Annotated in this window: 21 protein-coding genes and 1 pseudogene; 12 read left to right on the top strand and 10 right to left on the bottom strand. The window is 52.4% G+C overall.

Annotated elements, in window-relative coordinates; all coding sequences use genetic code 11:
* Positions 1 to 427: 427 nt before the first annotated feature.
* Positions 428 to 703: an acylphosphatase gene (locus K0H79_RS06800; RefSeq protein ID WP_011759443.1), complete on the top strand. Its 276-nt coding sequence runs from the start codon at positions 428 to 430 to the stop codon at positions 701 to 703.
* Here K0H79_RS06800 and K0H79_RS06805 read toward each other — a convergent pair.
* The 3 genes from K0H79_RS06805 to K0H79_RS06815 all read right to left on the bottom strand — a co-directional run bounded on the left by K0H79_RS06805 (position 694) and on the right by K0H79_RS06815 (position 5980).
* Positions 694 to 1869, bottom strand: coding sequence for a peptidoglycan binding protein CsiV (locus tag K0H79_RS06805; RefSeq protein WP_220077743.1), 1176 nt, complete (start codon positions 1867 to 1869; stop codon positions 694 to 696). The two genes, K0H79_RS06800 and K0H79_RS06805, sit on opposite strands and share 10 nt — an antisense overlap.
* Complete coding sequence (gene mfd, locus K0H79_RS06810) at positions 1869 to 5336, bottom strand: transcription-repair coupling factor (RefSeq protein ID WP_220077744.1); 3468 nt, start codon at positions 5334 to 5336, stop codon at positions 1869 to 1871. Before mfd ends, K0H79_RS06805 begins: the two co-directional genes overlap by 1 nt.
* A 68-nt stretch (positions 5337 to 5404) precedes the next feature.
* Complete coding sequence (locus K0H79_RS06815; protein ID WP_220077745.1) at positions 5405 to 5980, bottom strand: hypothetical protein; 576 nt, start codon at positions 5978 to 5980, stop codon at positions 5405 to 5407.
* A gap of 91 nt (positions 5981 to 6071) precedes the next feature.
* Between K0H79_RS06815 and K0H79_RS06820 the strand changes: the two genes are divergently transcribed.
* Genes K0H79_RS06820 through lolE form a run of 3 tightly spaced genes read left to right on the top strand, consistent with a single transcriptional unit; the run spans position 6072 to position 9305 of the window.
* Positions 6072 to 7307, top strand: a complete 1236-nt coding sequence (locus K0H79_RS06820; RefSeq protein WP_220077746.1) for a lipoprotein-releasing ABC transporter permease subunit — start codon at positions 6072 to 6074, stop codon at positions 7305 to 7307.
* Positions 7308 to 7356: 49 nt separating this feature from the next.
* Complete coding sequence (gene lolD, locus K0H79_RS06825) at positions 7357 to 8046, top strand: lipoprotein-releasing ABC transporter ATP-binding protein LolD (protein ID WP_220077747.1); 690 nt, start codon at positions 7357 to 7359, stop codon at positions 8044 to 8046.
* A complete protein-coding gene (gene lolE, locus K0H79_RS06830; protein ID WP_220077748.1) occupies positions 8043 to 9305 on the top strand; it encodes a lipoprotein-releasing ABC transporter permease subunit LolE in 1263 nt (420 codons plus the stop codon). The genes lolD and lolE overlap by 4 nt, the downstream gene beginning before the upstream one ends.
* A 216-nt stretch (positions 9306 to 9521) precedes the next feature.
* Here the strand turns inward: lolE and K0H79_RS06835 are convergent, their stop codons facing one another.
* Positions 9522 to 10031: a DUF2062 domain-containing protein gene (locus tag K0H79_RS06835; RefSeq protein ID WP_220067347.1), complete on the bottom strand. Its 510-nt coding sequence runs from the start codon at positions 10029 to 10031 to the stop codon at positions 9522 to 9524.
* Between the two features lie 30 nt (positions 10032 to 10061).
* On the opposite strand from K0H79_RS06835, the gene K0H79_RS06840 reads away from it, so the two are divergent.
* The 5 genes from K0H79_RS06840 to K0H79_RS06860 all read left to right on the top strand — a co-directional run bounded on the left by K0H79_RS06840 (position 10062) and on the right by K0H79_RS06860 (position 16432).
* The gene (locus K0H79_RS06840; protein ID WP_220077749.1) at positions 10062 to 12359 is read left to right on the top strand and encodes a DNA internalization-related competence protein ComEC/Rec2; all 2298 of its coding nucleotides are present in this window, start codon (positions 10062 to 10064) and stop codon (positions 12357 to 12359) included.
* Between the two features lie 33 nt (positions 12360 to 12392).
* Positions 12393 to 14192, top strand: a complete 1800-nt coding sequence (gene msbA / locus K0H79_RS06845) for a lipid A export permease/ATP-binding protein MsbA (protein ID WP_220077750.1) — start codon at positions 12393 to 12395, stop codon at positions 14190 to 14192.
* A 2-nt stretch (positions 14193 to 14194) separates the two neighbouring features.
* Complete coding sequence (gene lpxK, locus K0H79_RS06850; RefSeq protein WP_220077751.1) at positions 14195 to 15238, top strand: tetraacyldisaccharide 4'-kinase; 1044 nt, start codon at positions 14195 to 14197, stop codon at positions 15236 to 15238.
* On the top strand, positions 15228 to 15413 hold the full coding sequence (locus tag K0H79_RS06855; RefSeq protein WP_220067351.1) for a Trm112 family protein: 186 nt from the start codon (positions 15228 to 15230) through the stop codon (positions 15411 to 15413). The genes lpxK and K0H79_RS06855 overlap by 11 nt, the downstream gene beginning before the upstream one ends.
* Positions 15414 to 15679: 266 nt before the next feature.
* Positions 15680 to 16432 (top strand): phosphotransferase, encoded by a 753-nt coding sequence (locus K0H79_RS06860; protein ID WP_220077752.1) that lies wholly within the window; start codon positions 15680 to 15682, stop codon positions 16430 to 16432.
* On the opposite strand, the gene K0H79_RS06865 is transcribed toward K0H79_RS06860, so the two are convergent.
* Positions 16433 to 16903: a carboxymuconolactone decarboxylase family protein gene (locus tag K0H79_RS06865; RefSeq protein WP_220077753.1), complete on the bottom strand. Its 471-nt coding sequence runs from the start codon at positions 16901 to 16903 to the stop codon at positions 16433 to 16435.
* 152 nt (positions 16904 to 17055) lie between these two features.
* Here K0H79_RS06865 and K0H79_RS06870 point away from each other — a divergent pair, with 152 nt between their 5' ends.
* Positions 17056 to 17247, top strand: a complete 192-nt coding sequence (locus tag K0H79_RS06870; protein WP_220077754.1) for a hypothetical protein — start codon at positions 17056 to 17058, stop codon at positions 17245 to 17247.
* Between the two features lie 427 nt (positions 17248 to 17674).
* Here the strand turns inward: K0H79_RS06870 and trpS are convergent, their stop codons facing one another.
* Together trpS and K0H79_RS06880 are read right to left on the bottom strand one after the other, a co-directional pair.
* The gene (trpS, locus tag K0H79_RS06875) at positions 17675 to 18700 is read right to left on the bottom strand and encodes a tryptophan--tRNA ligase (RefSeq protein WP_220077755.1); all 1026 of its coding nucleotides are present in this window, start codon (positions 18698 to 18700) and stop codon (positions 17675 to 17677) included.
* Positions 18701 to 19020: 320 nt separating this feature from the next.
* A complete protein-coding gene (locus tag K0H79_RS06880) occupies positions 19021 to 19395 on the bottom strand; it encodes a hypothetical protein (RefSeq protein ID WP_220077756.1) in 375 nt (124 codons plus the stop codon).
* A gap of 127 nt (positions 19396 to 19522) precedes the next feature.
* On the opposite strand from K0H79_RS06880, the gene K0H79_RS06885 reads away from it, so the two are divergent.
* A complete protein-coding gene (locus tag K0H79_RS06885; RefSeq protein ID WP_220077757.1) occupies positions 19523 to 20650 on the top strand; it encodes an IS110 family transposase in 1128 nt (375 codons plus the stop codon).
* Between the two features lie 351 nt (positions 20651 to 21001).
* Here K0H79_RS06885 and K0H79_RS06890 read toward each other — a convergent pair whose 3' ends face one another.
* Together K0H79_RS06890 and K0H79_RS06895 are read right to left on the bottom strand one after the other, a co-directional pair.
* Positions 21002 to 21979 (bottom strand): PD-(D/E)XK nuclease family protein, encoded by a 978-nt coding sequence (locus tag K0H79_RS06890; RefSeq protein ID WP_220077758.1) that lies wholly within the window; start codon positions 21977 to 21979, stop codon positions 21002 to 21004.
* Positions 21980 to 22119: 140 nt separating this feature from the next.
* Entirely contained in the window at positions 22120 to 22572 is a 453-nt protein-coding gene (locus K0H79_RS06895; RefSeq protein WP_220077759.1) for a GIY-YIG nuclease family protein, read from the bottom strand.
* Positions 22573 to 22881: 309 nt separating this feature from the next.
* Here K0H79_RS06895 and K0H79_RS06900 point away from each other — a divergent pair.
* Positions 22882 to 23914: pseudogene (locus tag K0H79_RS06900) on the top strand (integron integrase).
* On the opposite strand, the gene K0H79_RS06910 reads toward K0H79_RS06900, so the two are convergent.
* Positions 23875 to 24279 carry a hypothetical protein gene (locus K0H79_RS06910; RefSeq protein WP_220077761.1) on the bottom strand — a complete coding sequence of 135 codons (405 nt, stop codon included), beginning with the start codon at positions 24277 to 24279 and terminating at the stop codon, positions 23875 to 23877. The pseudogene K0H79_RS06900 and the gene K0H79_RS06910 overlap by 40 nt on opposite strands.
* Between the last annotated feature and the right edge of the window lie 8 nt (positions 24280 to 24287).

The raw sequence follows: 24287 nt of genomic DNA on the forward strand, positions 1-24287 counted from the left end.
CAGTCAGATCTCTGGCGGTGTAGTGGTCGCTTCCAGGTGCGTAGAACCTAAGCCTGGAGCGCATGAGATAAATAGAACTTCCGTACCATATCACGCCATTTAAATACAGTACGCAGTCTTGATAAAAGCGCTTTCATTTGTGACGCGGATCACAAATGAAAGCATTTTTATCTTTGGGCTAAATCCCGGCATTGAAAATTCACAGTCAGGCGGTAGAGTGTCGGCCTTTCCTGATAGGATTTGTAACAAATCGTATCAATGAAAGCATTTTGGTCTTAACGGACCTACCGATTGCGTATGTCGCCCGATGCAGCTAACAGCAGTTTTGTTAGCTGTTTTTTTTGCCCCTCATAAAATTCCGCTTCAATTTTCCTTGTTCCGGTTGATGTCGTATGCTCATTACACAATCACTTAGGTGGAGAACCACATGAGGCGTGTGCTGATTCGGGTGAAGGGCAAAGTACAGGGTGTGTGTTTCAGGCGGTTTGCCCTGGAGCGGGCGAGGGAGCTGGGGGTTACGGGTTATGTGACCAATATGGATGATGGCTCAGTGCAAATTCTGGCCCAGGGAAGTGCGCCCTTGGTGGAAAAACTCATCGATTGGTGCTGGGAGGGGTCACCCGCCGCCAGTGTCAATGCGGTCGAAGTCAATGAAGACGAGGCAGATGAAATCTACCTCGACTTCTCAATCACTCAATCCTGATTCTGCTGCTGATTTATCACGTCTGCCTCGGGGGTGTCATCACCCTCGGGTTCGGTGGCGGGTTCTTCCACATCCACGGCGCCAGTGGGCTGCGCCATCTTGCGAATTTGGATCACCATGCCGAGTTTGGGGTGATCGAAGTAATGCACCTGTCCACTGCGTACCCGACGGTTTTGCATCAGTGGAATGGCAAACAGGAACGGCTGCTCTTCAAATGCAATTTGCCGGTCAGTTTTGGCCGTAGATGCGCCAGCTGCCTGGCTGTCGCTCTGGCTCTGCAATACTTCATCTTCAACCGCTACTTTACGGGTACCCGGGGTTCTTAACACCAGATCGGTTTCAATGTAGAGATAGTGACTCAGATAAATGTTAAGCAGGCCGTCGAGTTGCCATACCGGCTCCGGGGCACGGTTTCTGAGCATACTGGTGCCGTACAGACCATTCTCTGGCAGCAGTTGGCCTGATACCCCAGTATCATCAGATGCAATCAGTACTTGAGGATCGGCGCTGTTTGAGCCGGACATATCCTGGGTAACTGATTGCGCGCTGTCCGAGGTAATCGTCAGACCAAAGGCATTGTTGGTCGCTCCGGCTTCCATTACCGGGTCCTGAGGCGGCCGCAGGGTGCCCATAGCCGTGAATCGGTCCGCAAAGTTCTCTCCACCGAATAAGCGAACCGGTGTTGAGGCGTGTCTGGGTTGCATTGCCTGCTGCCAACTCATGTGAAGCAAGGGAGTGACGCCGGACTCCCGGGAAAGCTGTTGCACTGCGTCATTGAATTGCAGTTTGGTGCTATCCATCAAAAGGGCGCCGGCACCGGGTTCTGCCACCATCTGGGATGGTGCGACCACCTTAACAGGCATGGGAGTTGGGTAACTGGGGACAAAGCTCGCTATTTGAATATCCATGGCATCGCAACGCAGGCTGTCAACAAGGCGTTCCTCATCGGAGCAGGGAACCAATGAAGCATCCCTTGGTACCAACACAGGGCTGATTAAATCCCGTCCCTTGGCAAACGCCGGCAAGCGGGTTTGCTCTGGCCACTCCTCGGCACTGGGCTGATTGCGCTCAAACAGGAACACTTCGACCTCAAACCAGGACTCTGCCATGGCCTGACTCAGGGGCAGCAAACAAAAAGCTGCGCTCATCGCAAGTTTGCGGATCATTATTTTCCTTCTCCAACGCTGTGTTGTTCGAGCTGCTCCAGCAGCAGTTCCAGGAGTTCCAATCGTTCCTTGGCGGTTTCGCAAGGCATGGTGAACCTGAGTTTATTGGGGCCGTCCATACGATAGACTTGGGGCTGAGACGAAAGCAAGCCGATGATAAAGCCGGGGTCGACCCTGTGCTCTTCACCAAACTCAATACTGCCGCCACGGGCGTGCATCTCGATTTTACTGGCACCCAGTCGGGTGGCCCTGTGCTTCTGTACTGTCATGGTTAACAGGTTACGGGTGGCATCGGGCAAGAGGCCGAAGCGGTCGATAAGTTCGACCTTCATTTCGTCCACGGCTTTTTCGGTGTCACAGCCCGCAATCCGCTTGTAGAGCGACAGTCGCATATTCACATCGTTTACGTAATCGTCGGGCAGCAGCGCCGGGATCCGTAAGTCGATTTCACACTGAGCGCCCAGCATTTGCCTGAGCGATGGCTCTTTACCCTGCTTGAGTGCCTTTACGGCGCCCTCCAGCATTTCCATGTAGAGGCTGAAGCCAATCCTGGAAATATGGCCGCTTTGCTCATCGCCAAGCAGTTCACCGGCACCGCGGATTTCCAGATCCTGAGTCGCGAGCATAAAGCCTGCCCCCAAATCTTCCAACGCATCAATGGCCTCGAGCCGTTTGCGGGCATCTACCGTCATCAATTTGGGATGGGGGGTCATCAAGTAGGCATAAGCCTGGTGATGGGACCGCCCAACGCGGCCCCTCAGCTGATGCAGCTGCGCCAAACCGAAATGGTCGGCCCTGTCTATCAATATGGTGTTGGCACTGGGGACATCGATACCCGTTTCTATGATGGTCGTACACACCAACACGTTAAAGCGTTGGTGGTAGAAGTCCGACATCACCCGCTCCAGATCGCGTTCACGCATCTGTCCGTGGGCAGTCACAACCCGCGCCTCGGGCAGCAGCTCTCGAATGTCCTGCGCGGTCTTTTCGATGGTTTCAACCTGATTGTGCAGATAATACACCTGACCACCACGGAGGATTTCCCGCAGGATCGCCTCGCGCACTGTGGCCTTGTCGTATTCACGCACAAAGGTTTTTACCGCCAGACGCTTGGCCGGTGGCGTGGCGATAATAGACAGGTCACGCATGCCTGACATGGCCATGTTCAGGGTGCGGGGAATGGGGGTGGCGGTCAGGGTCAGGATATCCACATTGGCGCGCATGGCCTTGATACGCTCTTTCTGGCGTACCCCAAATCTGTGCTCTTCGTCGATGATAAGCAGACCGAGCGACTCAAAGTTAAGCTCGGTATTCAAAAGCTTATGGGTACCAATCACGATATCGACCTTGCCTTCGCCCATGGCCGACAGCACTGCCTGCTGCTCTTTGGCGGTTCTGAAGCGCGACATCACTTCGATACGTACTGGCCAATCGGCGAAGCGGTCTTTAAAGTTTTCAAAATGCTGCTGTGCCAGCAGCGTGGTGGGCACTAATACCACCACCTGTTTTCCGCTGGATACTGCAAGGAAGGCGGCGCGCATTGCTACTTCGGTTTTACCAAAGCCCACATCACCACACACCAGTCGGTCCATGGCCTTGGGCTGGCACATATCGTCGATAACCGCCTTGATGGCAGTTTCCTGATCCACGGTTTCCTCAAAGGGGAAACCCTGGGCAAACTGCGCGTACTCGGCTTCATCCAGGGTACAGGGTTCGCCGGGGCGAGCCTCGCGGCGGGCATAAACGTCCAACAGCTCCGCCGCCACATCGCGGATTTTTTCAATGGCCTTGCGCTTGGCCTTGCTCCAGCTTTCGTTACCGAGGCGATTGAGCGGCGCCGACTCATCGTTACCCACCGCAAAACGGCTGATAAGGTGCAGCGCTGATACAGGCACATAGAGCTTGTCGCCACCGGCGTATTCGAGCTTGAGGTACTCGGCCACCAGGCCACCGGTGTCGAGGGTTTCCAATCCCTGATACAGGCCTACACCGTGCTCAAGGTGTACCACTGGCTGACCCACCTTGAGTTCGGCCAGGTTTTTGATGAGCACATCCTGACTCAGCTGACGCTGTTTGTCCCGGCGCCTCTCCTGAGAAACCCGCTCACCAAAAAGCTCGGTTTCACAGACCACAGCCACCTGGGATTTGCCAATTTTGAGCTGACAGCCCATAGCCAGCGGCGCCACGACCAGGCCGTGACGGCTGTCTGAGGCCAGAAACCCATCCAAATGACCATAGAGTTTGGGCTTTAGGCCTGCCTTGCCAAGGAGTTCCAGCAGCGCTTCCCTGCGGCCTTCCGATTCGGCCACAAAGGCGATGCGCTGACCTGCCTGGGCCCAGTTGGCCAACGATTCGAGCGGTTGCTTGAGTTTGTGATTGGCACGTATATCGGGCAGGGGAGTGGCTTCGAGGGCTTTATCTCCTTCATCACCGGACAAATCTATCCTGGGATACAGCTTAAAACGGGCAAACAGCTCTTCTGTTGTCTGGTACAGTGCCTTGGGCGGCAGCAAGGGCCGCAGCGGGTCAACCCGGCGGTCTTCGTAGCGGCTGTGGATTTCAGTCAGGTGATGTTCCGCCGCCTGATGCAGTGCCCCTGTGGTGATGATTTGCAGCTCTTCAGGCAGATAATCGAACAGGGTGGCGGTGTCATCAAAAAATAGCGGCAGGTAGTTTTCAATGCCGGCTGGCATCAGATTGCGGCTGACCAACTGGTATACCGACTCGGCCGCGTTGTTGACTGTTTCAAAGGTGCGGCGGTAGCGCTGACGAAAGCCTTCGATGGCCTGGCTGTCGGTGGGAAACTCCCTTGCCGGCAACATGCGAATACTGTCAACTTCGCCGCTGGAGCGCTGAGTCTCAGGGTCGAAATGGCGAATCGACTCCACTTCATCGTCGAATAGCTCAATCCTCAGTGGCTCACTGGCGCCGCTGGGAAAAATATCCAGAATCGATCCACGGATGGCAAATTCACCGTGCTCATATACCTGCTCAACCAGGTGATAGCCTGTGTCGACCAGATGCTGTCGCATCTGCTGCAGCTGATAGCGGTCCCCTTTTTTAAGGATCAGCACATTGGCGGCCAAAAACGCCTTGGGGGGCAAGCGCACCATCAGGGTCGTGAGTGGCACGATAACCAGCCGCCCCTTGCCACGCTCCAGATTGGACAGGGTTTCGAGGCGCTGGGAAATCAGGTCCTGATGGGGCGAAAAACTGTCGTAGGGCAGGGTTTCCCGGTCGGGAAACAGGCAAATATCGATACCACGGGACTTGAGCAAGTAACCAAGCTCGGCCTCCAGCACCAGGGCTGTGGGCGTGTCGCTGGTCACTATCAGGGTGGTACCCGCGTAACTGCAGGTCATTTCGGCCAGTGTCAGGGCGCGGGCAACGCCGCCAGGCAGCCTGACAGCAGACACCCGGCCTTTGGCCGGAGTCTTGGGAAGACGGTCTACCGTAAATGAGCTCATTCGGATTGGATTGCCGGTTTTTTTACTAAAAATCAGGCGCTCATTGTAGAGGCAAGCACTAAGGCTTGTCACCTTTCCAGGGGATGTGGTGCTTGCTGTTTGCGCGCTTTTAACTGCTTTTGTTGTACGCTGAGGCTGGCTTTAACCAGATGTTCCACGTCGGCTTCGAGTATGCCTTCATAAACGAGCTCGGCAAGCTCACGCCCCTCTTCGTGGTTAACTGAGCTAACCCGGGCGATACAGACCAGGGCAATCAGCTCGTCACGAATGTATACCGTGGTCTTGTAGAGTTCGCCGGGGCGCACCCCCCCCTGGGATTCAACCTGAATATTACTGCCGCCAAAGCTCACGCCCCGGTAGCGTTTGCCATCGCGCTGCTCGTTTTCCAGCACGTAGTGCAGCACCATGTCCACCTTACGGGACTGCAATTTCAAAAAGTCCACCACGGCTTTGGCTTCGTTATCGAGCTGCCTTAAATGCAACAAGCACCCGGCTTCGAGGGTTTTAACGTCACTGAGCAGTTGCAGGCCTACGCTTCGCATGGCCAGCAGCCCGGCATCATTAGGCATGGGGCCGTCAAACGGCAGCAAATAGGCATTGAAATCGTGCGTCACACTGAAATAGGCGTTGGGATCGGCTAACAAGGACATGCCTCTTTATTTATAGGTGAGATACCCCTATTATCGTGCCCACTCAAATAAATACGCAAGCACAGCCAAGGCATCAGCAGCGCACATGTTTTCTTCCTCTGCCTTTCTTATCGGATATCGCTACTGGCGGGCCCGCAAGGCCAATGCCTTCGCCTCCTTTATCACTCTGTTTGCCGTGAGTGGCATTTTCCTCGGTGTCGCCGCCCTGATTGTGGTCAGCTCGGTGATGAATGGCCTGGAAGGGCAACTCAAAACGCGCATTCTAGGCGCCGTCCCCCAGGTCGTTGTCGAAAAAAACGATGGCTTTGCCGACTGGCGTCAAACAGCCGACCAGCTGCAAGCAACATTGCCGGGCATTGTGGGCGTAAGCCCATCAACAGGGACCCAGGCCATGCTGCAATCGAGCAGCAACATCAGTGCCGTGCAGCTCTCCGGTATCCTGCCGGAAGTGGAATCCACTCTTGCGAGCCGAACCACCACCGTCTATTCCCCCGCCTTCGACAGCCTTATCAGCGGTGAATACCGGATAATCCTAGGCGTGCAGCTGGCGTCGGAGCTGGATGTGGCGGTGGGCGACACCATCCGGGTGCTGAGCGGCGAAGGCGTGGTGTTTTCGCCGCTGGGGCCAGTACCCAGCCAGCGTAAGTTTGTCGTCTCAGGTCTGTTTCAAATGGGATCTCAGGTGGATGCCCAGTTGGCCTTTATCCACTACGACGATGCCCGCCGTTTGATGCGAAAAGCCCCGGACAAGGTGGATGCCCTGAGGTTGTATCTGGACGATCCCTTCAAGGCCGAAGCCATAGGGAAGGCTGTGCCGCAGATATTGGCAGGCAAGGGCGAGGCGCTCAAGGTCCATGACTGGCGCGACAGCTACGGCCACCTGTTCGGCGCAGTCAAAATGGAAAAGAATATGACGTCGCTGATGCTCAGTCTGATAGTGGCGGTTGCAGCTTTTAACATAGTATCGGCGCTGGTGATGATGGTGGTGGATAAAACCACCGATGTGGCTGTGCTGATGACCCAGGGGCTGACCCGCAGCGCCGTGATGGGGATTTTTGTGACCCAGGGTTCCCTGAATGCCTTACTGGGGCTGGTGCTTGGTCTGATTGCAGGGCTGTTGTTGGCACTTAATCTTAATCCCCTGCTAAGCAGCCTGGGTATTGCCGTGCTGGGGGCTGGGCAGCCTCTGCCGGTGATAATCGCTGCCGAGCAGCTGTGGCTGATAGTCACAGGAACCGTGGTCATTACCCTGCTGGCGACCCTGTACCCGGCACTCAGGGCGTCCCGGGTGGAACCCGCTTCGGCGCTCAGATACGAATAATTTATGCCCAAGGCATTCAGGCGCGTGGCGCCGGTGAGAGAGAATACAGATGCAAGACATACTGCTTAAGGTCGAAAACGTCAGCAAAACCTACCGGGAAGGCAAACTGGAAACCCAGGTGCTGTGCGGGGTGGATCTTTCGGTATACCGCGGCGAGCAATTGGCGATTGTGGGCGGCTCAGGCTCGGGTAAAAGTACGCTCTTGCACATCATGGGTTCTCTGGATAAACCCACCAGTGGCAAGGTACTGCTGGAAGGTGAAGATTTGTATAGCTTGAGCGCGGCTCGCCAGGCGCAAATCCGCAACGCCAGCCTCGGCTTTATCTATCAGTTTCATCATTTGTTGCCCGAATTCAGCGCACTCGAGAATGTGGCCATGCCGGCTCGCATTGCCGGGGTGGATAAAAAGTCTGCCTTTGGCCGCGCAGAAGCCCTGCTGGAGCGGGTCGGTCTGAGTCACAGGTTGTCCCATGCGCCATCTGAATTGTCCGGCGGCGAGCGTCAGCGGGTCGCCATCGCCAGGGCGCTGATCAATCAACCCAAATTGGTATTGGCAGACGAACCCACAGGTAACCTGGATGCCGCCAGCGGCGAAGCCGTGTATGCCCTTATTCGTGAACTGGCAGCTCAGCTTGGCACCGCTTTTGTGGTGGTGACCCACGACAATGCGTTGGCCGCGCGCATGGACAGACAACTGTCGATGAAAAGTGGCAAATTAACCGCCGGAGCCCGCCAATGAGTTCAAGGGCCGGTGCTGCATTGTCACTGTGGCTGGGTTTTCGGTTTTACCGTGCCCGCCAGTCCAACAGCTTTATCAGCTTCATCTCCTTTGCTTCCACCGCAGGCATCGCCCTCGGGGTGGCAGTACTGATTATTGTCCTGTCTGCCATGAACGGCTTTGAGCGTGAACTCAGGGAGCGCTTTTTGGACGTGGTACCCCACGCCGAGCTGGTGGGTGTGAACGAGCCGGTGCACAGCTGGCAGGCCATGGTGGCCGATGCATCGAAAATCCCGGGTATTCGCGGGGCAGCCCCTTTTATTCGCTTACAGGGATTGGCACAGCGCCAGGGCGGTTTTCAGGGACTGAGCCTGGTGGGCATAGACACGTCACTGGAAGGGCAGGTCTCGGGAATCGAGCATTATATGCCCGCATATGCCTGGCAGGCTCTTGCTCAGGATGAAAATGCCATCGTGCTCGGTCAGTCACTGATGGAAAAGCTTGGTCTGAATGAAGGCGACGCACTGGTACTGTTCGTACCGGATTTAAGTGGTCGCCAAAGCGGGAAGCTTGGTGCTACCCGCAGCCACCGATTTGTGGTGCGTGGCAGTTATCATCTGGGCGGCGAGCTCGAGCTGGTCACAGCCTATGCTTCCATGACCCATTTGGCGCGGGTGCTGGAAATGGGGGAGGATGTCAGCGGAGTGCGCATCGCCGTGGACGATGTGTTCAAGGCCTCCAAGCTTATCCGTGAGCTGGGCTTTACCCAGAGTCAATATCTGTACATGAGTGACTGGACCCGTACTCAGGGGCACCTCTATCAGGACATTCAGCTGGTGCGCACCCTGATGTATCTGGTACTGGCGCTGGTAATAGCCGTGGCCTGCTTCAACATTGTTTCCACCCTGGTGATGGCGGTACGGGACAAAACCTCGGAAATTGCCATCCTGATGACCATGGGGCTAAGACGCAGCGCCATAGTGCTGGTATTTATGGTGCATGGCGCCATCAGCGGACTCCTTGGCACTCTGCTTGGCGTCAGCGCCGGTATGCTGGTGGCGCTGAACCTGTCCGGGCTTGCCAAGGCGGCTGAAAGCGCCTTTGGAGTGCAGCTGTTGTCATCCGACGTTTACTTTATCGACTTTCTGCCCTCAGAGCTTCATGGCCAGGATGTTGCCGTGGTTGCTGTAATGGCACTGCTGATGAGTCTGTTGGCGACCCTCTATCCAGCGTACAAGGCGAGCCTTACCGAGCCTGCACCGGCCCTGGCGGGGCGCTGACGCAACCCGAAGAAGCAACCCGAGGAAGCAACCAGAGCCAGTTCCCGAATATAAAAAACGCGCCTTCAGGGCGCGTTTTTTATATTCGGGAACTGGGAAATCGCAATTTTCACCGGAGCATTCATTGCCGAATGTCGCCATGCCTGATTGCCGGGGTATTAGCTGTTTATTGTCTGTGGATCAGCACCTGCTGCCAAGAATGGGAGTCATAACCCTCTAGCGTGTAGCGCGATTTTTCCACTTAAAGAGCACCGAATACTTCCACAGGTTGCTTATCACAAAGAAGCCCACAATGGCGCTGATCACCCCAAGCACCAGACAACCGAGCAGAAATGGTGGGCCTATTGTAGCCAGAGATGACTCCAGCCATTGCCAGCTCGCCTCAAAGGCAAAGGGCTGGGGTGTGTGGCCAAGCAGTCTGGCCCCCACCTGATAGGCGATATAAAACAGAAACGGCATGGTCACAGGGTTGGTTATCCACACCAGGGCTACAGACACCGGCAGATTCACATTGAAGAAAATCGCCATGGCCGCGGCGGCAACCATCTGAAATGGCATGGGCATCCAGGCCATAAAAAGCCCAACGGCAAACGCACCTGGCGCCGACCGGCGATTCAGGTGCCATAGATTGGGTTTATGCAACAGGGTGCCAAACATCTTCAGATGCTTGTGATCTTTCAGTGCATCCGGGTGCGGCATAAACCTTTTGATGAGCTTTTTTGGCATAGGCGGATAATGCTGTCTTAACTTACTGCTGTGAAGAACCCATTTCTGCTGGGCTTTTGTGCCCTTGTCATCTCATCGCTGCTCTGGCCAGTGCTGCCGCCCTGGCCGGCCTGCCTGCTTTTGCTTGTGGCATTGGGGTGTTACCGCAAGTTGCCTGTGCTCAGTGGAGCCCTGACTGCCGTGGCGTGGGTTGCTGTGTACACCCATATGCTGTTCGATTACAGCCACCTGCATCAAGCCGGTGATTCCTGGGTGCGTGGCGAGATAATAGCACCTGTGTCTGACAGCGGCGACTGGCAGAGTATAGATATACGCCTTGTTAAACCAAAATTAATCTGGCCTGTTGAGGGCAAAATCCGACTCAACTGGCGAACAACTGAACAAACTCGCCCCGGGGAGCAGTGGGAATTTCGTCTCGCCCCCCGTTCTATCACCTCCCCCCTCAACGAAGGCGCCTTCAACGGTCAGCGCTACCTGTTGTCACGCCATGTGGGCATCAAGGCCAGAGTGCTGGAAGCAAGAAAGGTGTCGGCGGCGTCAGGGCTTCGCGGGCTATTACTTGAACACATCGGCCAGGCTATATCGGATAAACCCCGGCAGGCGCTTCTGTATCCACTGCTGACGGGGGAGCAGCAGGGCATAGATACCCAGACCTGGCAGCAGCTTAGGCAGACCGGCACTGGGCACCTGATGGCCATTTCGGGACTGCACATGTCGGTGCTCGGTGCCTGGTTGTTGCTGCTGTGCCGGGCGCTGTTGACCTCGCTTGCGCCGCGCCAGGACAGGCGTAACCTGGTCATTGCCATGATAGTAGCCACCCTGGGGTGTCTGCTCTATGGTCTGCTGGCGGGCATGGGCATTCCTACCCGCCGGGCCTTTATCATGCTGGCATTGGTGGTGCTGCTTACCCTGAGTCGCCGTTTTGCCTCGCCCTGGGAGCGCTTGTTGTACGCCCTCGCTGCTGTGCTGTTTCTGGACCCGCTGTCACCTCTGTCAGCGGGGTTTTGGCTGTCTTTTGGCGCCATCATGATTATCTTGATGCTATTGACCCGGCAGTCCGTTCACCTTGAGGGTGTCCCTGGTCGGTTAAAACACTATCTGATGTCGCTGGTGACGCTGCAGTTGGCACTCAGTATCGGATTGGGGGTATTGCAGCTGGTGCTCTTTGGCGGTGTCAGTGTCCATAGCCTTTGGATTAATTTGCTGATGGTGCCCTGGTTTTCGCTGGTGACCATTCCGCTGGCGCTGGCAGGACTTGTACTTTTTATTCTCCTGCTGCCTTTTGGAATAGTGGCCGACTGGGCCTTTACTCCCGCACTCATGGCATTGATACCGCTGGATGGGCTTCTTAAGCTCAGTGACCACTTACCCGGCGCCTGGATAAGCGTGCCTGTACAGCTGATTGCGCCCCTGTGTTTTGCCATTACAGGGGCTACCTTGTTGTTTCTGCCGTTGGCGCGGGGTGTTAAGTGGGTGAGCGCCTCCATACTGGTGCCGCTACTGCTGACCCTCACTGTAAAAGGCGCTCCCCAATGGCAGGTGCATTTACTTGATGTAGGGCAGGGGCTGGCCGTCGTGGTGTTTAGCCGGGATAAAACACTGGTGTACGACACCGGATTGGCCTTTGGTGAGACCTTCTCCCACGGTGAGCGAACCCTGGTGCCATTTTTGCGCGCCAAGGGACGTCATCACATCGATGTGTTGGTTATAAGCCATGAAGATAAGGATCATGCCGGTGGCGCCGCCGCACTGGCCAGGTCGATGCCAATCGATTTACTCATAAGCGATACCCGGGCAGCCCGGGATATCAAGGCGATGGAACATGCGCCTTGCCGACCTCAGGCGTTTGCCCTTGGCAGTTTGTGGGTAGAGGTCCTGTCGCCCGGAGACTCACCCGTTGGCAGAGTGGGCAACAACGCTTCCTGTGTGGTTGCACTTGGCGATGGTCATTCGCGGCTGTTGTTGCCCGGCGACATTGAAGCCGAGGGGGAGGCGCGACTCCTTGGCAGCGGTGCTGCGCTTAAGGCCAGGGTGCTGGTGGCACCCCACCATGGCAGCCTGACATCATCCACGCCGGCTTTTATCGCGGGCGTCGCACCGGCTATCACCCTCTTTGCCGCCGGCGCCAACAACAGATACGGATTTCCCAAAGATGCGGTGCTGCAAAGATACCTGTCCCAGGGCAGTGAGACGTTCACAGTGGCAGATACCGGCCAGATAAGTCTGTACCTTGGTGATGAAATCACAGTAAAAACCTATCGGGGCTCTCTGGCCCCTTTTTGGTATAACCGGGTCTTTGGAGTTGGTGGCAGGCCGATTACAGAGTAGAATGCGGACTTTGTCATACTCTCAGATGAATCAATGACTACAGCTCATAATCAGGAAGTTTGGACGGTGTTCAAACGCCTCATGGGATACCTCAAACCCATGAAGTCCATCTTTATCGTCTCGGTTATTGCACTTTTGGTCTATGGTGCAGTAGACGCAACCTTTATCGCTTTTATCCAACCCTTTATTGATAAAGGCTTTTCTGGCGTTGGCATGTCGGGAAGTGTCGATGTGGGCACGTCATCCGGCTTTGATTCCAACAACAGCGTACTCTATTGGGCGCCCTTCGTTGTAGTGGGGCTTTTTACCCTCAGGGGCCTGGCCAACTTTGTGTCTACCTATGGTATTTCCTACATGAGTGCCAAGCTCATCATGGACATGCGCCAGCAGGTATTTGAGCATTATCTGACCCTGCCGGTGAGCTACATCGACAAGGAAAACTCGGGCAACCTCATTTCCCGTGTCACCTTCGATACCGAACAAATCGCCCGGGCATCCGGTAGCGCGCTCATTTCCATCGTCCGTGATGGCGTAACAGTCATCGGCATGCTGGGCCTGATGTTTTACAACTCCTGGAAGCTGTCACTCTGCATCCTGATTGTGGGTCCCATCATAGGGTTGGTTATCGCCACCGTCAGCCGCCGTTTCCGCAAGATTTCACGTCAAATTCAAAGTGCCATGGGCGGTGTCACCGCCGTGACCGAGCAGATGATCAAGGGCCATAAAAACGTGCTGGCCTTTGGCGGTCAGGACACCGAGGCCAAGCGCTTTGCCCAGGTTAACGACCACAATCGCCACCAGAACATGAAGCTTGCCGTGGCCCAGGCCATCAGCCAGCCCACCATCATGATCATCGGCTCTTTTGCGCTGGCCTTTGTGCTTTATGCCGCAAGCTTTGATGCCTTAAAGAGTGAGCTGACTGCGGGCACCTTCGCCACTGTGCTTGCCGCCATGATGGCAACCTTGCAGCCAATCAAGAACCTGACCCGCGTCAACGCCGAATTCCAGCGCGGTATTGCCGCCTGTACCACGGTATTTGAGCTGCTCGATACACCCGCCGAACATGACAAGGGCACATTTGAAACCGACAGGGTCAAGGGGCATGTACGTTTTGACGAGGTGGCGTTTCGCTACGAAGGCCAGGAGAGCAGAGCCCTCGACGGTATCAGCTTTGATGTGCCGCCGGGTAAAACCCTGGCGCTGGTTGGGCGCTCCGGCTCGGGCAAATCAACTATTGCCAGCCTTATCAATCGCTTTTATGGCGGGCTTGAGCAGGGCGCTATCGAGCTCGATGGCGTCAATGTTGAGGACTACCGCCTTAAAAACCTGCGCAGCCAGGTGGCGCTGGTCAGTCAGCAGGTCACCCTGTTTAACGACACCATCGCCAATAATATCGCCTATGCCTGCCCCTGGGAGGTTACCCGCGAGCAAATAGAGCAGGCGGCCACCCTGGCCCATGCCATGGAATTTATCAGTAAGCTGCCCAGCGGCCTGGATACCCAGGTGGGCGAAAACGGTGTGCTGCTCTCCGGCGGTCAGCGCCAGCGTATCGCCATCGCCCGCGCCATGCTGCGTAACGCACCCGTGCTTATTCTCGATGAGGCCACCTCGGCACTGGACACAGAGTCAGAGAAGGCCATCCAGGAAGGGCTTGAAAATCTGCGTCAGAACCGTACCTCTATCGTGATTGCCCACCGCCTGTCGACCATCGAAAGCGCCGATGAGATTTTGGTGATAGAGCAGGGCCGTATTGTGGAGCGAGGCAACCACAAGTCACTGTTGGCGCAGGATGGGATGTACGCCAAACTCTATCAGATGCAGTTTACTGGCTGATTATGCAAAGTTTTGTGCACAAAATCTGGTATCAGGGGCACCCGGCAGCTTGGCTGCTGTTGCCCCTGTCGCTGCTGTTTTGGTTTATCAGCAGCTTACGCCGTGCGGCCTTCAGGCTGGGGCTTAAGCGCAGCGAGCGCTTACCTGTGCCCGTAGTGGTGGTGGGTAACATCACCGCCGGTGGCAGCGGCAAAACCCCCACAGTGCTCTATTTAATCGAGCGGCTGCGCCGGGAAGGCTGGCGCCCAGGTGTCATCAGCCGTGGCTATGGCGCCGCCTTTGACGGTGAGCTGGACGTAGTGGCCGGCATGTCTCCCGCCCAGGTGGGTGATGAGCCAGCCATGATAGCCATGCGCACCGGCGTCCCTATGGTGGTGGGGCGAAACCGTATCAAGGCTGCCCATAAGCTGCTGCAAAGCCACGACGTTAACGTCATTCTGTGTGATGACGGCCTGCAGCATTACGCCCTGGAGCGGGATGTCGAAATATTGGTGATTGATGGTGAGCGCCGCTTTGGTAATGGCTGGCTGTTACCAGCGGGGCCACTGCGTGAAGGTAAATGGCGCAAAAGTTCGGTGAACTTTGTGCTCTGTAATGGCGCCAACGCAGAAGCGGACGAATACGCCATGACCCTTGAGCCAGCTGGCCTGGCGCCCGTCGCTGCAATCCGCGGCCACGCCAAAGGCTGCAACACCAATGAGCAGGATAATATTGCGCCGCGCCCCGGGGATACGGTAAACGCCATGGCGGGAATAGGTAATCCAGAGCGTTTTTTCTCAACCCTGAGGGCCCAGGGCTTTGTGCTTGGTAAGGCACATGAATTTACCGACCACATGGCCTTCAGCGCTGCGGATATCGCTGCGGTCGATGATGGTCGCCCACTGCTGATGACCGAAAAAGATTCGGTTAAATGTCGCGAATTCGCCAAACAACACTGGTGGTATCTCGCTGTTGATGCCAATCTACCGCCAACATTTTCAACCAGGCTGCTCGATGCCCTGAACCGGGCGGCCACAGCCAAGCAAGGAAACACCCATGGCCTTTGATAAAAAACTCCTGGAAATCGTTGCTTGCCCCGTGTGCAAGGGCAAGCTGGAATACGACAAAGCAGCCGATCAACTGATCTGTAAGTTCGACCGTCTGGCCTATCCCATCACAGAGGGCATTCCGGTTCTGCTGGAAAACCGTGCCACGCCCTGGCAGGAGCAAACTGCCGACTGAGTTTCAATGCCATAAAAAAAAGCCTCCCATCGGGAGGCTTTTTTTATGGCGATTGTGGCTGCTTCCTGTGTCCGAGTGATAGTTCATCGATGATAGGTTCAAGCGGGCTGATTTTGCCGTTTTGTGATCCGTTGAATGGGGCCAGTTACAACTTTGTAGCTTTGCTGTCTGAATGCTGAACCGACGGCTATAACATACTCAGGTTTCATTGAAATTACCGTAGGGCGCGGGGATAATGCCGCCGCAATCTGTGAGATGGGATACGAATGGAACACGATATCAGTACGCCTGCAACCTCTTCTTTGGCCTTCAAGGCCTTGGTTGCAGAGGTTTTGGCGACACATCAGGGCCACAGAGTGGTTCCCTTCGACTTTGAAGGACGCCGCTACTGGCTGAAACAGCCCGAGCGCCTGGAAGGCGCCATGAAACTGCTCAAACACAGCCCCGACCAGGCGCTGCAAACCGAAATTCGGGCACTGCAAACCCTCAATGAAAAACATGCCCCTGTACCCAATGTGGTGCTGGCGGGTGAGGGCTATTTTGTGATTGAGGATGCCGGTAAAACGGTCAGCGATTGGTGGCACTTATCTCATCAGGACGGCAGTGTCCCCTTTGATAAAATTTTGACTGACAGTGCGGCGGCGCTGGCTGAGCTGCATTCCCTTGAGCTTGCCCATGGCCGCCCGGCGCTCAGAGACATCGGCTGGCAGGGCGGAGCGGTAAAGTTTATCGACTTTGAAGCCAATCAACGCCAAAAGGACATGGCATTCCAGCAGCGACGCGATTTGCTGGTATATCTGCACAGCCTCTATCGCTACCTGGGGCCTGCGCACGAGCCCATCACCCGTGCCATGCTGGCCTACCGAGAGGCCGGGGGAGAACCCACCTGGCAGGCCGCAAAACGAAAGCTCGCGCCCTGGCAGTGGCTTCGTCCCTTACTGAAACCCTTCCGCAGTATCGGTGGAAGGGACCTTAAGCCCATGTACTGGGTGATGTGGCATTTTCATAACCAGGGGTGATCAATCATGGGCAGCGGGTTTGAAGCTGCCCACCTCAGGTTTAAAGGTCTTGGCGATACGGTTCCAACTGTTGATGGCGTTAACGGCGATGGTTAAATCCACCAGGCCTTGTTCGCCAAAGGCCTCCACCACCTGAGCGTACTTGTCATCGTTCACCGGCAGCCCCTGAGTCAGGTGTTCCGCCCAGTCAAGGGCCATCATTTCAGTGTCGCTGTAAAAAGGCATGTCGCGCCAGGCGCTTAAGCCGATGACACGCTCCTGGCTTTCTCCCTGTTGCAGCGTGGCCTTGCTGTGCATATCCACACAAAAAGCACATTGATTGATTTGCGATACCCTGAGTTTGACCAATTCCCACAGCGGCAGCGACAGCCGTACTGACGTGCTGAACTGTTGCTGTAAATAGCTTTCCTGTGTCATGAGTATCTGCATGCCCTTTGCGGCCAATCCAAAGTAATTTGCGCGTAATGCCATGTTGCTTTCTCCTTCGTTGTTAATGCCGCCAACATAGCCTTATATCCTCTGGCGACATTGTACGAATTCGACATGGGCCAAACATTGGCGTTTAGCGGGTATAAACAAGGTTGGAGACGGGCTCCGGTTGATGCCTGAGGGCACAGGCTTGGGTGTCATGGGAGCTGGAGAGTCGTCAGCAAGGCCATTCGATACCATTGCAAACCCGCTCCTGGGAAGTCCAGCAACGCTTGTGTCGGCGTTTCCATGCCCTGAAAACCCGGGGCAAGGAATACAACAAGGTGGTGACCGCCGTGGCACGTGAGCTGACAGGTTACATTTGGGACATAGCCCAAAAGCTTTGATGCCGACATACCACGAAAAGCGTGCTAGATCAGGGTTAACTTCTCTCTGGCAGTAAAGGCGGCGGCAGCGGTGCGAGCAACCCTCGAGGGCGTTAAGCGGTCACATCCGCGCTTCTAGACTGAGGCAAGGCTCCAGCGGCGAACACAAGTAATGCGAATAACCAAACTCGCGGCCTCACTATCAACAAGAGCGCAAGGTCAACAGCCGACACTTACTCGCCAAAGCCCGTCTGCCAGAGTGTCCTTACCTGAGATTTTTTGGGTCTCCGGTAAGGACACTATTATCCATTTGACAGAGGGAATCATATTAACGCCTGCAATAAGGTGTGCCCCACTGAACCAGCAAAGCACACCGAACTTCATACCAAAACCGCCGAGTGTAACGCATCACCTTGATTGCATTGTTATACCCACGCCTTGATATCGACTACTGAAACAAATTAAGACCAAATGCTCGTTTAACGCTACCTAACACCTGATTTGATTCATCTTGTGACTTTTCGCTACCAATACGAAGAATTTCAATCAATTGAGCTTTATCTGATATGAATGTTTCTCTACGTTCTCTAATTGGTTTTAGAGTTTCCTGCAAGCATTCTTCAAGAATTTTTTTTGTGGTCCCATCTCCTAGACCACCTTTTTGGTACCTAATCTTTAAATCATCAACATAAGCTAAATCTGGATGGAATGCGTCTAGATATGTGAAAACAACATTACCTTCAATTTTACCCGGGTCTTCAACTGCTAAGTGATTAGGATCGGTATACATTGATTTTACCGCCTTTGATATATCCTTTTCTCCAGAGCTTAAGAGGATACAATTACCCATTGATTTAGACATTTTACTTTTACCATCCGTGCTTGGTAAACGAGGGACTTTGCTTAATAACGGTCGACACTCAACTAAAATGTCATCTTGGGCTACATGATTTAGTTTTCTCACGATTTCATTCGTTTGCTCAATCATTGGTAACTGGTCATCACCAACAGGGATGAGCGTTGCTCTAAATGCCGTAATATCAGCAGCTTGGCTAATCGGATATGTTAAGAAACCCGTGGGAATTGAGCCTCCAAATGACTTACCTGCAATTTCATTTTTAACTGTTGGATTTCTCTGTAATCTAGCGACAGACACCAAATTTGAGTAATACATTGTCAATTCAGATAATGCAGGGATCGCAGACTGCAAGCAAATAGTAGTTTTCTGTGGGTCAATGCCAACGGCTAAATAATCAGCAACAACATTCAAAATATTTGAAGATACTTTATGGGGATTGTGACCGTTATCAGTTAAACCTTGTAAATCGGCAACCAAAATAGTTTGTTCATAGTCGTTTTGTAACGCTACTCTTTGCTGAAGTGAACCGACAAAGTGTCCGAGATGCAACTGCCCTGTAGCTCTATCACCAGTTAACACTTTTTCTTTTTTAATGGTATGTATTTGATTATGCATAATATGACTCCTAAATTGTACCATCGGAGACATAAATTACGTTATTCATAAGCAGTCTTCCGACGGCTTTGAACAAATGTGATTCAGCGCCGCTCTATAAGATAGAACGCCACCATGAAACTGAGATTAGATTAAACGTATGATTTACTTGCATTGTCTTAACCTATCACTCACCGGAAAACAATTCAAGTGGAGTTTTGCTTGCGTGGGTATAACACCCCGCTTAGGGGCAAAAATACGTGGGCTATAATAACGAGCGAAGCGAGGACAGCCCACGTGTTTTTGTCCCAGCACGCCTCGCGTGCGTCTACAGCGGTTTGTTAACTGCTAATGCGACACTCTCTAAAAATTGAACTGGCTTGCGAATATTTTATAACCTGTTGCCAATTCTTATTATCAAGATAACTAACAACAACCCAGTCTGGATGAACATTTATATTCAATTTTGATGATTTATATAAATAGCCCGGAGCCAAAGATGCTGGGTGATTTTTCCACCCATCTTTATTCAAAGAGAACCAGTGTGCTAAATCACCTGAACCACCTGACACATCACCATGACAAGTTTCGAAAGATTCAGGAAACATACTTAAGAAATCAATATGCTGTTCTCTGTCATACCAAACAACCAGGCTACCAAGTACTGCAAACAAAGCAACCAGTACAAAAATTGTGAGTTTTAAAAAGATCTTCATAGCTTAATTGGCAGTTAGACATAATGATTCCCTGCGCAGGTGTCGGCCTCCGTGTTTTCTCGTGGGTTAGTGAAACCAGAGCCACACTGTTTGTTGATCTAATAGCAAACAATCACAGGAGGCCGACATGTCTAAAGCTAACACACTTTTTATCGGTTTGGACGTGCACAAGGAGACCACTGATGTGGCCTGGGTTTCTGATAAGTTGGATGATACCGTGCACTATCATGGCACCGTTCCCACCAACCTGCGTTCACTCGATAAACTCTTTAAAAATCAATCAACCAAGGCCAGCAAGCTTTGCATCATTTATGAGGCTGGACCTTGTGGCTTCTGGCTTTATCGTCACCTGCAACATCGTGGCATCACCTGTTGGGTCGTGGCGCCTGCTTTAATCCCCAAAGCACCAGGGGACAGAGTCAAAACCGATAAACGTGATGCCATGACCCTGGCCAGATTGGCTCGCAGCGGCGATTTGAAGTCCATCTATGTCCCGGATGAGCGAGATGAAGCCATCCGGGACCTAATTCGTTGCCGAGAAGATGCCATGCTCGATTTACGTCAGGCACGGCAACGACTGAAATCCTTCCTGCTGCGCCATGGCCACCCGTGCAGTGGTCGCCAAAACTGGACCGAGGCCTATCGACGTCATCTGGCGGGTATCAGCTTTGCTGAGAGCGCCACTAAAATCACTTTCCAGCATTACATCCACACAGTTACCGAACGTTATGAACGTTTACAACGACTGGAGTTGGAGCTGCAAAGCCTCGCCGGAAGCTGGCGTTGGTATCCACTGGTTGAACGTCTGACTGTACTGCGTGGTGTGCGTTTCTTATCGGCCATGACGCTGCTGGCGGAGCTGGGCGACCTGTGGCGCTTTGCCTCGCCGCGTTCGTTGATGAACTTTGTCGGCCTCACGCCAAGTGAATACTCCAGCGGCCAGCGGGAGCGACGGGGCGGCATTACCAAATGTGGCAATGGCCACGCCAGACGTATCCTTATCGAATCAGACTGGGCTTATCGCTTTCCCGCTCGGGTATCACGGGAGCTGGAGAGTCGTCAGCAAGGCCATTCGATACCATTGCAAACCCGCTCCTGGGAAGTCCAGCAACGCTTGTGTCGGCGTTTCCATGCCCTGAAAGCACGGGGCAAGGAATACAACAAGGTGGTGACCGCCGTGGCACGCGAGCTGACAGGTTACATTTGGGACATAGCCCAAAGCTTTGATGCCGACATACCACGAAAAGCGTGCTGAATCAGGGTTAACTTCACTCTGGCAGTAAAGGCGGCGGCAGCGGTGCGAGCAACCCTCGAGGGCGTTAAGCGGTCACATCCGCGCTTCTAGACTGAGGCAAGGCTCCAGCGGCGAACACAAGTAATGCGGTTAAAATCCGCGGATATCAGCAAGGTCAACCGCCGACACTTACTCGCCAAAGCCCGTCTGCCAGAGTGTCCTTACCGGAGATTTTTTGGGTCTCCGGTAAGGACACTATTATCCATTTGACCGAGGGAATCATATCAACGCCTGCCACAGCCGCCGACAAATCTGGCACGTAATTGCGAAGCAATTTGAGTGACAGGTTTGGCGGTCGGTTGCTGGCACTTGTTATGCGCGCTCTTTAACTGAATATAATATTTCTTCAGCTAACCTAATACGCTGAATTGTTTGCTCAAGATCTAAGATACCTTCATTAGCTACTCTATATTCTCCATCAAATACACAAACAGTCATATATTCACCACTTCCAAATCTTTCTGGCTTGGTTAGACTAAATCCCAACTCATTACTCTTATCTTTAATAAGATTGTGCCACTTAGATCTTAAACGACTACGCTCGTTTTTATGCTTCACCCAAATTTTAAAACAGAACTTTCCTTGCTCAAGCTGTAGATACTGCTCACAATTATCATCTCCCTGAAAACGCCACCAATAGCCAAGAAAACCGCCTGAAGGATTAGCTACGTAATCCCAATGACCATCTAATTTATCGTGGATCTCCTGATAAAAACCTATCCATGAATGCCAATGCCATTTATCGATTGGAAGTAATTTGAAAGATTGGACGCTATCCTCAATTGACTGAAGGTGATCTCTGTAATCAATTAATATTGAGTTTTCACCTTGATATGAGATCAAAATCTTTAAAAAATCAGATCGTAAATATGGCATATAACCATTTTTAATGACGTCTTTATAAGAAGCCTGATCTTCAGTCTTAAAATAGATCGGAAATATCTTTTCTTCTGAATAAGAACGATCTTTTATTGTATTTAAATAACGCGAAAGTTGACCTGAGTGATGTTTTGTACCGGTCTTATCCTCAATTAATATTGGATATTCGTCGTTGATAATGCAAAGAACATCGATATTCTTATCCTGCTTTCCTACTTCAACTTTATTGATTTCTGTCGGGCATTCTTTTTCATGTATTGAAAAAAGAGAGTTCACAAATTCAGTCGCACACGTATGTAAATCTGGATCTTCATTGCGAAATTCTGGTGACGCCCATTCTAGTAGCCAGCAAATAAATGCATCTTGTGATAATTCACTAGTCGCATAGGAGAACAAATTTGGTGTTTTCACATAACTTCCTTATCTTAACTTGCGCATAACGCTGCCATAATTTGCAGTTTTGGAGTGGAGGCTTTTGTGCTATTTTTAAGCACAAAAGCCGTAACGGAAAAACTGTCAAATTGATGGCCTTGTTAGCTACCATATTCGCCTCATTTGCTATTACCACCTTGCTTACCAAAAGCAGGAGCAAGCTCATAAGATAACGCGTCTTCGATAATTTGAAGAACCTCTTTCGGCTGTTCAAAAACCTTTATAGTTATTTTATAGTCACCTCTGAACCAATATTTCAAATGTAAAGCATAGGTATCCTTTGCTCCTTCACCCAAATGTTGCTCTATTCTTTTCCTAACGCCGGTGGTAGATGAACCCACATATAAAACTGGAGAAGGAGCATTTAATTTAGGGCAAGCCCTCTGCTTTAACTTTTTATATTTTGATAGTTCAATAAATGTGCTTTCGCAGTTTCCATCTATTTCTTCAATTATATAGATAGCCTTGTCAATTCCGTCAAGTTGAGAGATATTCTCTACCACGAACTCTTTTTCTGGCTTTGCCATTTTAGCTTTATTGCAATTTTCAATCAGGTTCTCGATATAAGACATGACGTTTCCTAGCTAACATTTGTATAGTGCGCATGCGCATAATCTCACATCTGACCACTTGGTGAAATCTCACGCAACACGCTGTTTTTAAATTCGATTTTTAACTTAGAAAAAATCATCCTGGTGGAAAGTGCGCATGCGCATGATTTGCGCTCGCTTTATTTCGCGCACCATTTTTAAGTCTATGAATTTACTAAAGCTATAAAAAGTGTTTCAGAAATAGTGCGCACATTTTTTGTCGTTTGAGCTGGCAAAATCATCCATTTTAAAATAATACTGTATGTACGTACAGCTTTCGGGGCTTTCGACATGGCCTATCAAAGTCCGTTTCTGCAGGGCATTCGCGAAGAGATGCGGATGCGTGGTTACAGCATTCTAACAGAAAAGACATATCTGTATTGGATAAAGGCCTTTATCCGTTTTCACCATAAAAGGCACCCGGCAGAGATGGGGCAACCGGAGGTCGGACAGTTTCTGACCTTTATCGCCAATCAACGCAATGTGGCAATAAACACCCAAAAGACGGCGTTAAATGCGCTGGTCTACCTTTATCATAAGCACTTGCATCAGGAACTTGGCAGCCTTAGTTTTCATTACGCCAGCAAACAGCGATTCCTGCCTGTGGTACTGACCGTTGATGAAGTAAAGCGCATTCTGAATTGTCTGGAAGGACGTAGCCGCCTGATTGTCGAAATGCTTTACGGTAGTGGCCTGCGGATCTCTGAATGCCTCAGACTCAGGATCCAGGATGTCGATCTTGAGCATCTGTCTTTAACAGTGCGGGACGGTAAAGGCCGCAAAGATCGCAAAACAATGCTCAGCCAACATTGTGCGACGGCATTACAATCTTACATAAGCAGCGCGACAGCCCTTCAGCAGAAAGATAACTTACAAGGCCTGGGGCCATCGCTGCCCTATGCACTTGGGCGCAAATATCCCAATGCGTTTAGAAAATCTATCTGGATGTTTATCTTCCCATCACATGCAATCTGCCATCATCCCATTACGGGGGTGTTATGTCGGCATCATCTGCATCAGAGTGTTGTGCGTAAAGCGCTGGCGGTCGCCGTTGCTAAATCTGGGGTCAACAAGCGGGTGACTTGCCATACTTTTCGTCACTCATTTATAAAATACTTCCCTGTATTTTCCCCTTCGGGCCAGCGGAGCTGTTCAAATTCAGTCCCGCTGAATTTGTGCCACTCATCTTTTGCAGGCAGGCTACGATATCCGCACAGTGCAGGAATTGCTTGGCCACAATGACGTCAAGACAACTCAAATATACACCCACGTGCTGGGGCTACATTATGCCGGCACCGTGAGCCCGCTCGATAGACTGACATAAGCGGTTGGGTTGAAACGGTTGGGATGAAATGGTGTGGCTGTTAAGGCCATAGCTACCGCAGGACGCCATTGGAGTTCAATCGCATCTAATGCTGTGGGTGCTGGCGGCAAGCAGAGTAAATAACAGTGGGGGAAGTGTAAGTATGACCTTTGCGCTGTGCTTTTTCGCGCTTCCCTGCTGGTATGGTGCTGGTGAGTGTTGAAACGCATCGCCCACTGGTTGAATGTCGATTGCAACAAGCTGTTGCTCACCCGCAATACTGTTTGCACAGTGTCGAAGATACCCAAATCGCCGGGGCTTAACAAGCCTGTTATGCCCGTTATCAGCACAGTAAAAAACTTTGCTATCTGAATGACTTGATTCAAATAAAAAC

It is taken from the genome of Shewanella sp. FJAT-52076 (genome assembly GCF_019457455.1).
Classification (GTDB): Bacteria; Pseudomonadota; Gammaproteobacteria; order Enterobacterales; family Shewanellaceae; genus Shewanella; species Shewanella zhangzhouensis.

Bases quoted from the DNA above. Each gene is read 5' to 3' on its own strand.
- K0H79_RS06800 (WP_011759443.1), top strand. From the start codon at position 428: ATGAGGCGTGTGCTGATTCGGGTGAAGGGCAAAGTACAGGGTGTGTGT.
- K0H79_RS06805 (WP_220077743.1), bottom strand. From the start codon at position 1,869: ATGATCCGCAAACTTGCGATGAGCGCAGCTTTTTGTTTGCTGCCCCTG.
- mfd (WP_220077744.1), bottom strand. From the start codon at position 5,336: ATGAGCTCATTTACGGTAGACCGTCTTCCCAAGACTCCGGCCAAAGGC.
- K0H79_RS06820 (WP_220077746.1), top strand. From the start codon at position 6,072: ATGTTTTCTTCCTCTGCCTTTCTTATCGGATATCGCTACTGGCGGGCC.
- lolD (WP_220077747.1), top strand. From the start codon at position 7,357: ATGCAAGACATACTGCTTAAGGTCGAAAACGTCAGCAAAACCTACCGG.
- lolE (WP_220077748.1), top strand. From the start codon at position 8,043: ATGAGTTCAAGGGCCGGTGCTGCATTGTCACTGTGGCTGGGTTTTCGG.
- K0H79_RS06835 (WP_220067347.1), bottom strand. From the start codon at position 10,031: ATGCCAAAAAAGCTCATCAAAAGGTTTATGCCGCACCCGGATGCACTG.
- msbA (WP_220077750.1), top strand. From the start codon at position 12,393: ATGACTACAGCTCATAATCAGGAAGTTTGGACGGTGTTCAAACGCCTC.
- lpxK (WP_220077751.1), top strand. From the start codon at position 14,195: ATGCAAAGTTTTGTGCACAAAATCTGGTATCAGGGGCACCCGGCAGCT.
- K0H79_RS06855 (WP_220067351.1), top strand. From the start codon at position 15,228: ATGGCCTTTGATAAAAAACTCCTGGAAATCGTTGCTTGCCCCGTGTGC.
- K0H79_RS06860 (WP_220077752.1), top strand. From the start codon at position 15,680: ATGGAACACGATATCAGTACGCCTGCAACCTCTTCTTTGGCCTTCAAG.
- K0H79_RS06865 (WP_220077753.1), bottom strand. From the start codon at position 16,903: ATGGCATTACGCGCAAATTACTTTGGATTGGCCGCAAAGGGCATGCAG.
- trpS (WP_220077755.1), bottom strand. From the start codon at position 18,700: ATGCATAATCAAATACATACCATTAAAAAAGAAAAAGTGTTAACTGGT.
- K0H79_RS06880 (WP_220077756.1), bottom strand. From the start codon at position 19,395: ATGAAGATCTTTTTAAAACTCACAATTTTTGTACTGGTTGCTTTGTTT.
- K0H79_RS06885 (WP_220077757.1), top strand. From the start codon at position 19,523: ATGTCTAAAGCTAACACACTTTTTATCGGTTTGGACGTGCACAAGGAG.
- K0H79_RS06895 (WP_220077759.1), bottom strand. From the start codon at position 22,572: ATGTCTTATATCGAGAACCTGATTGAAAATTGCAATAAAGCTAAAATG.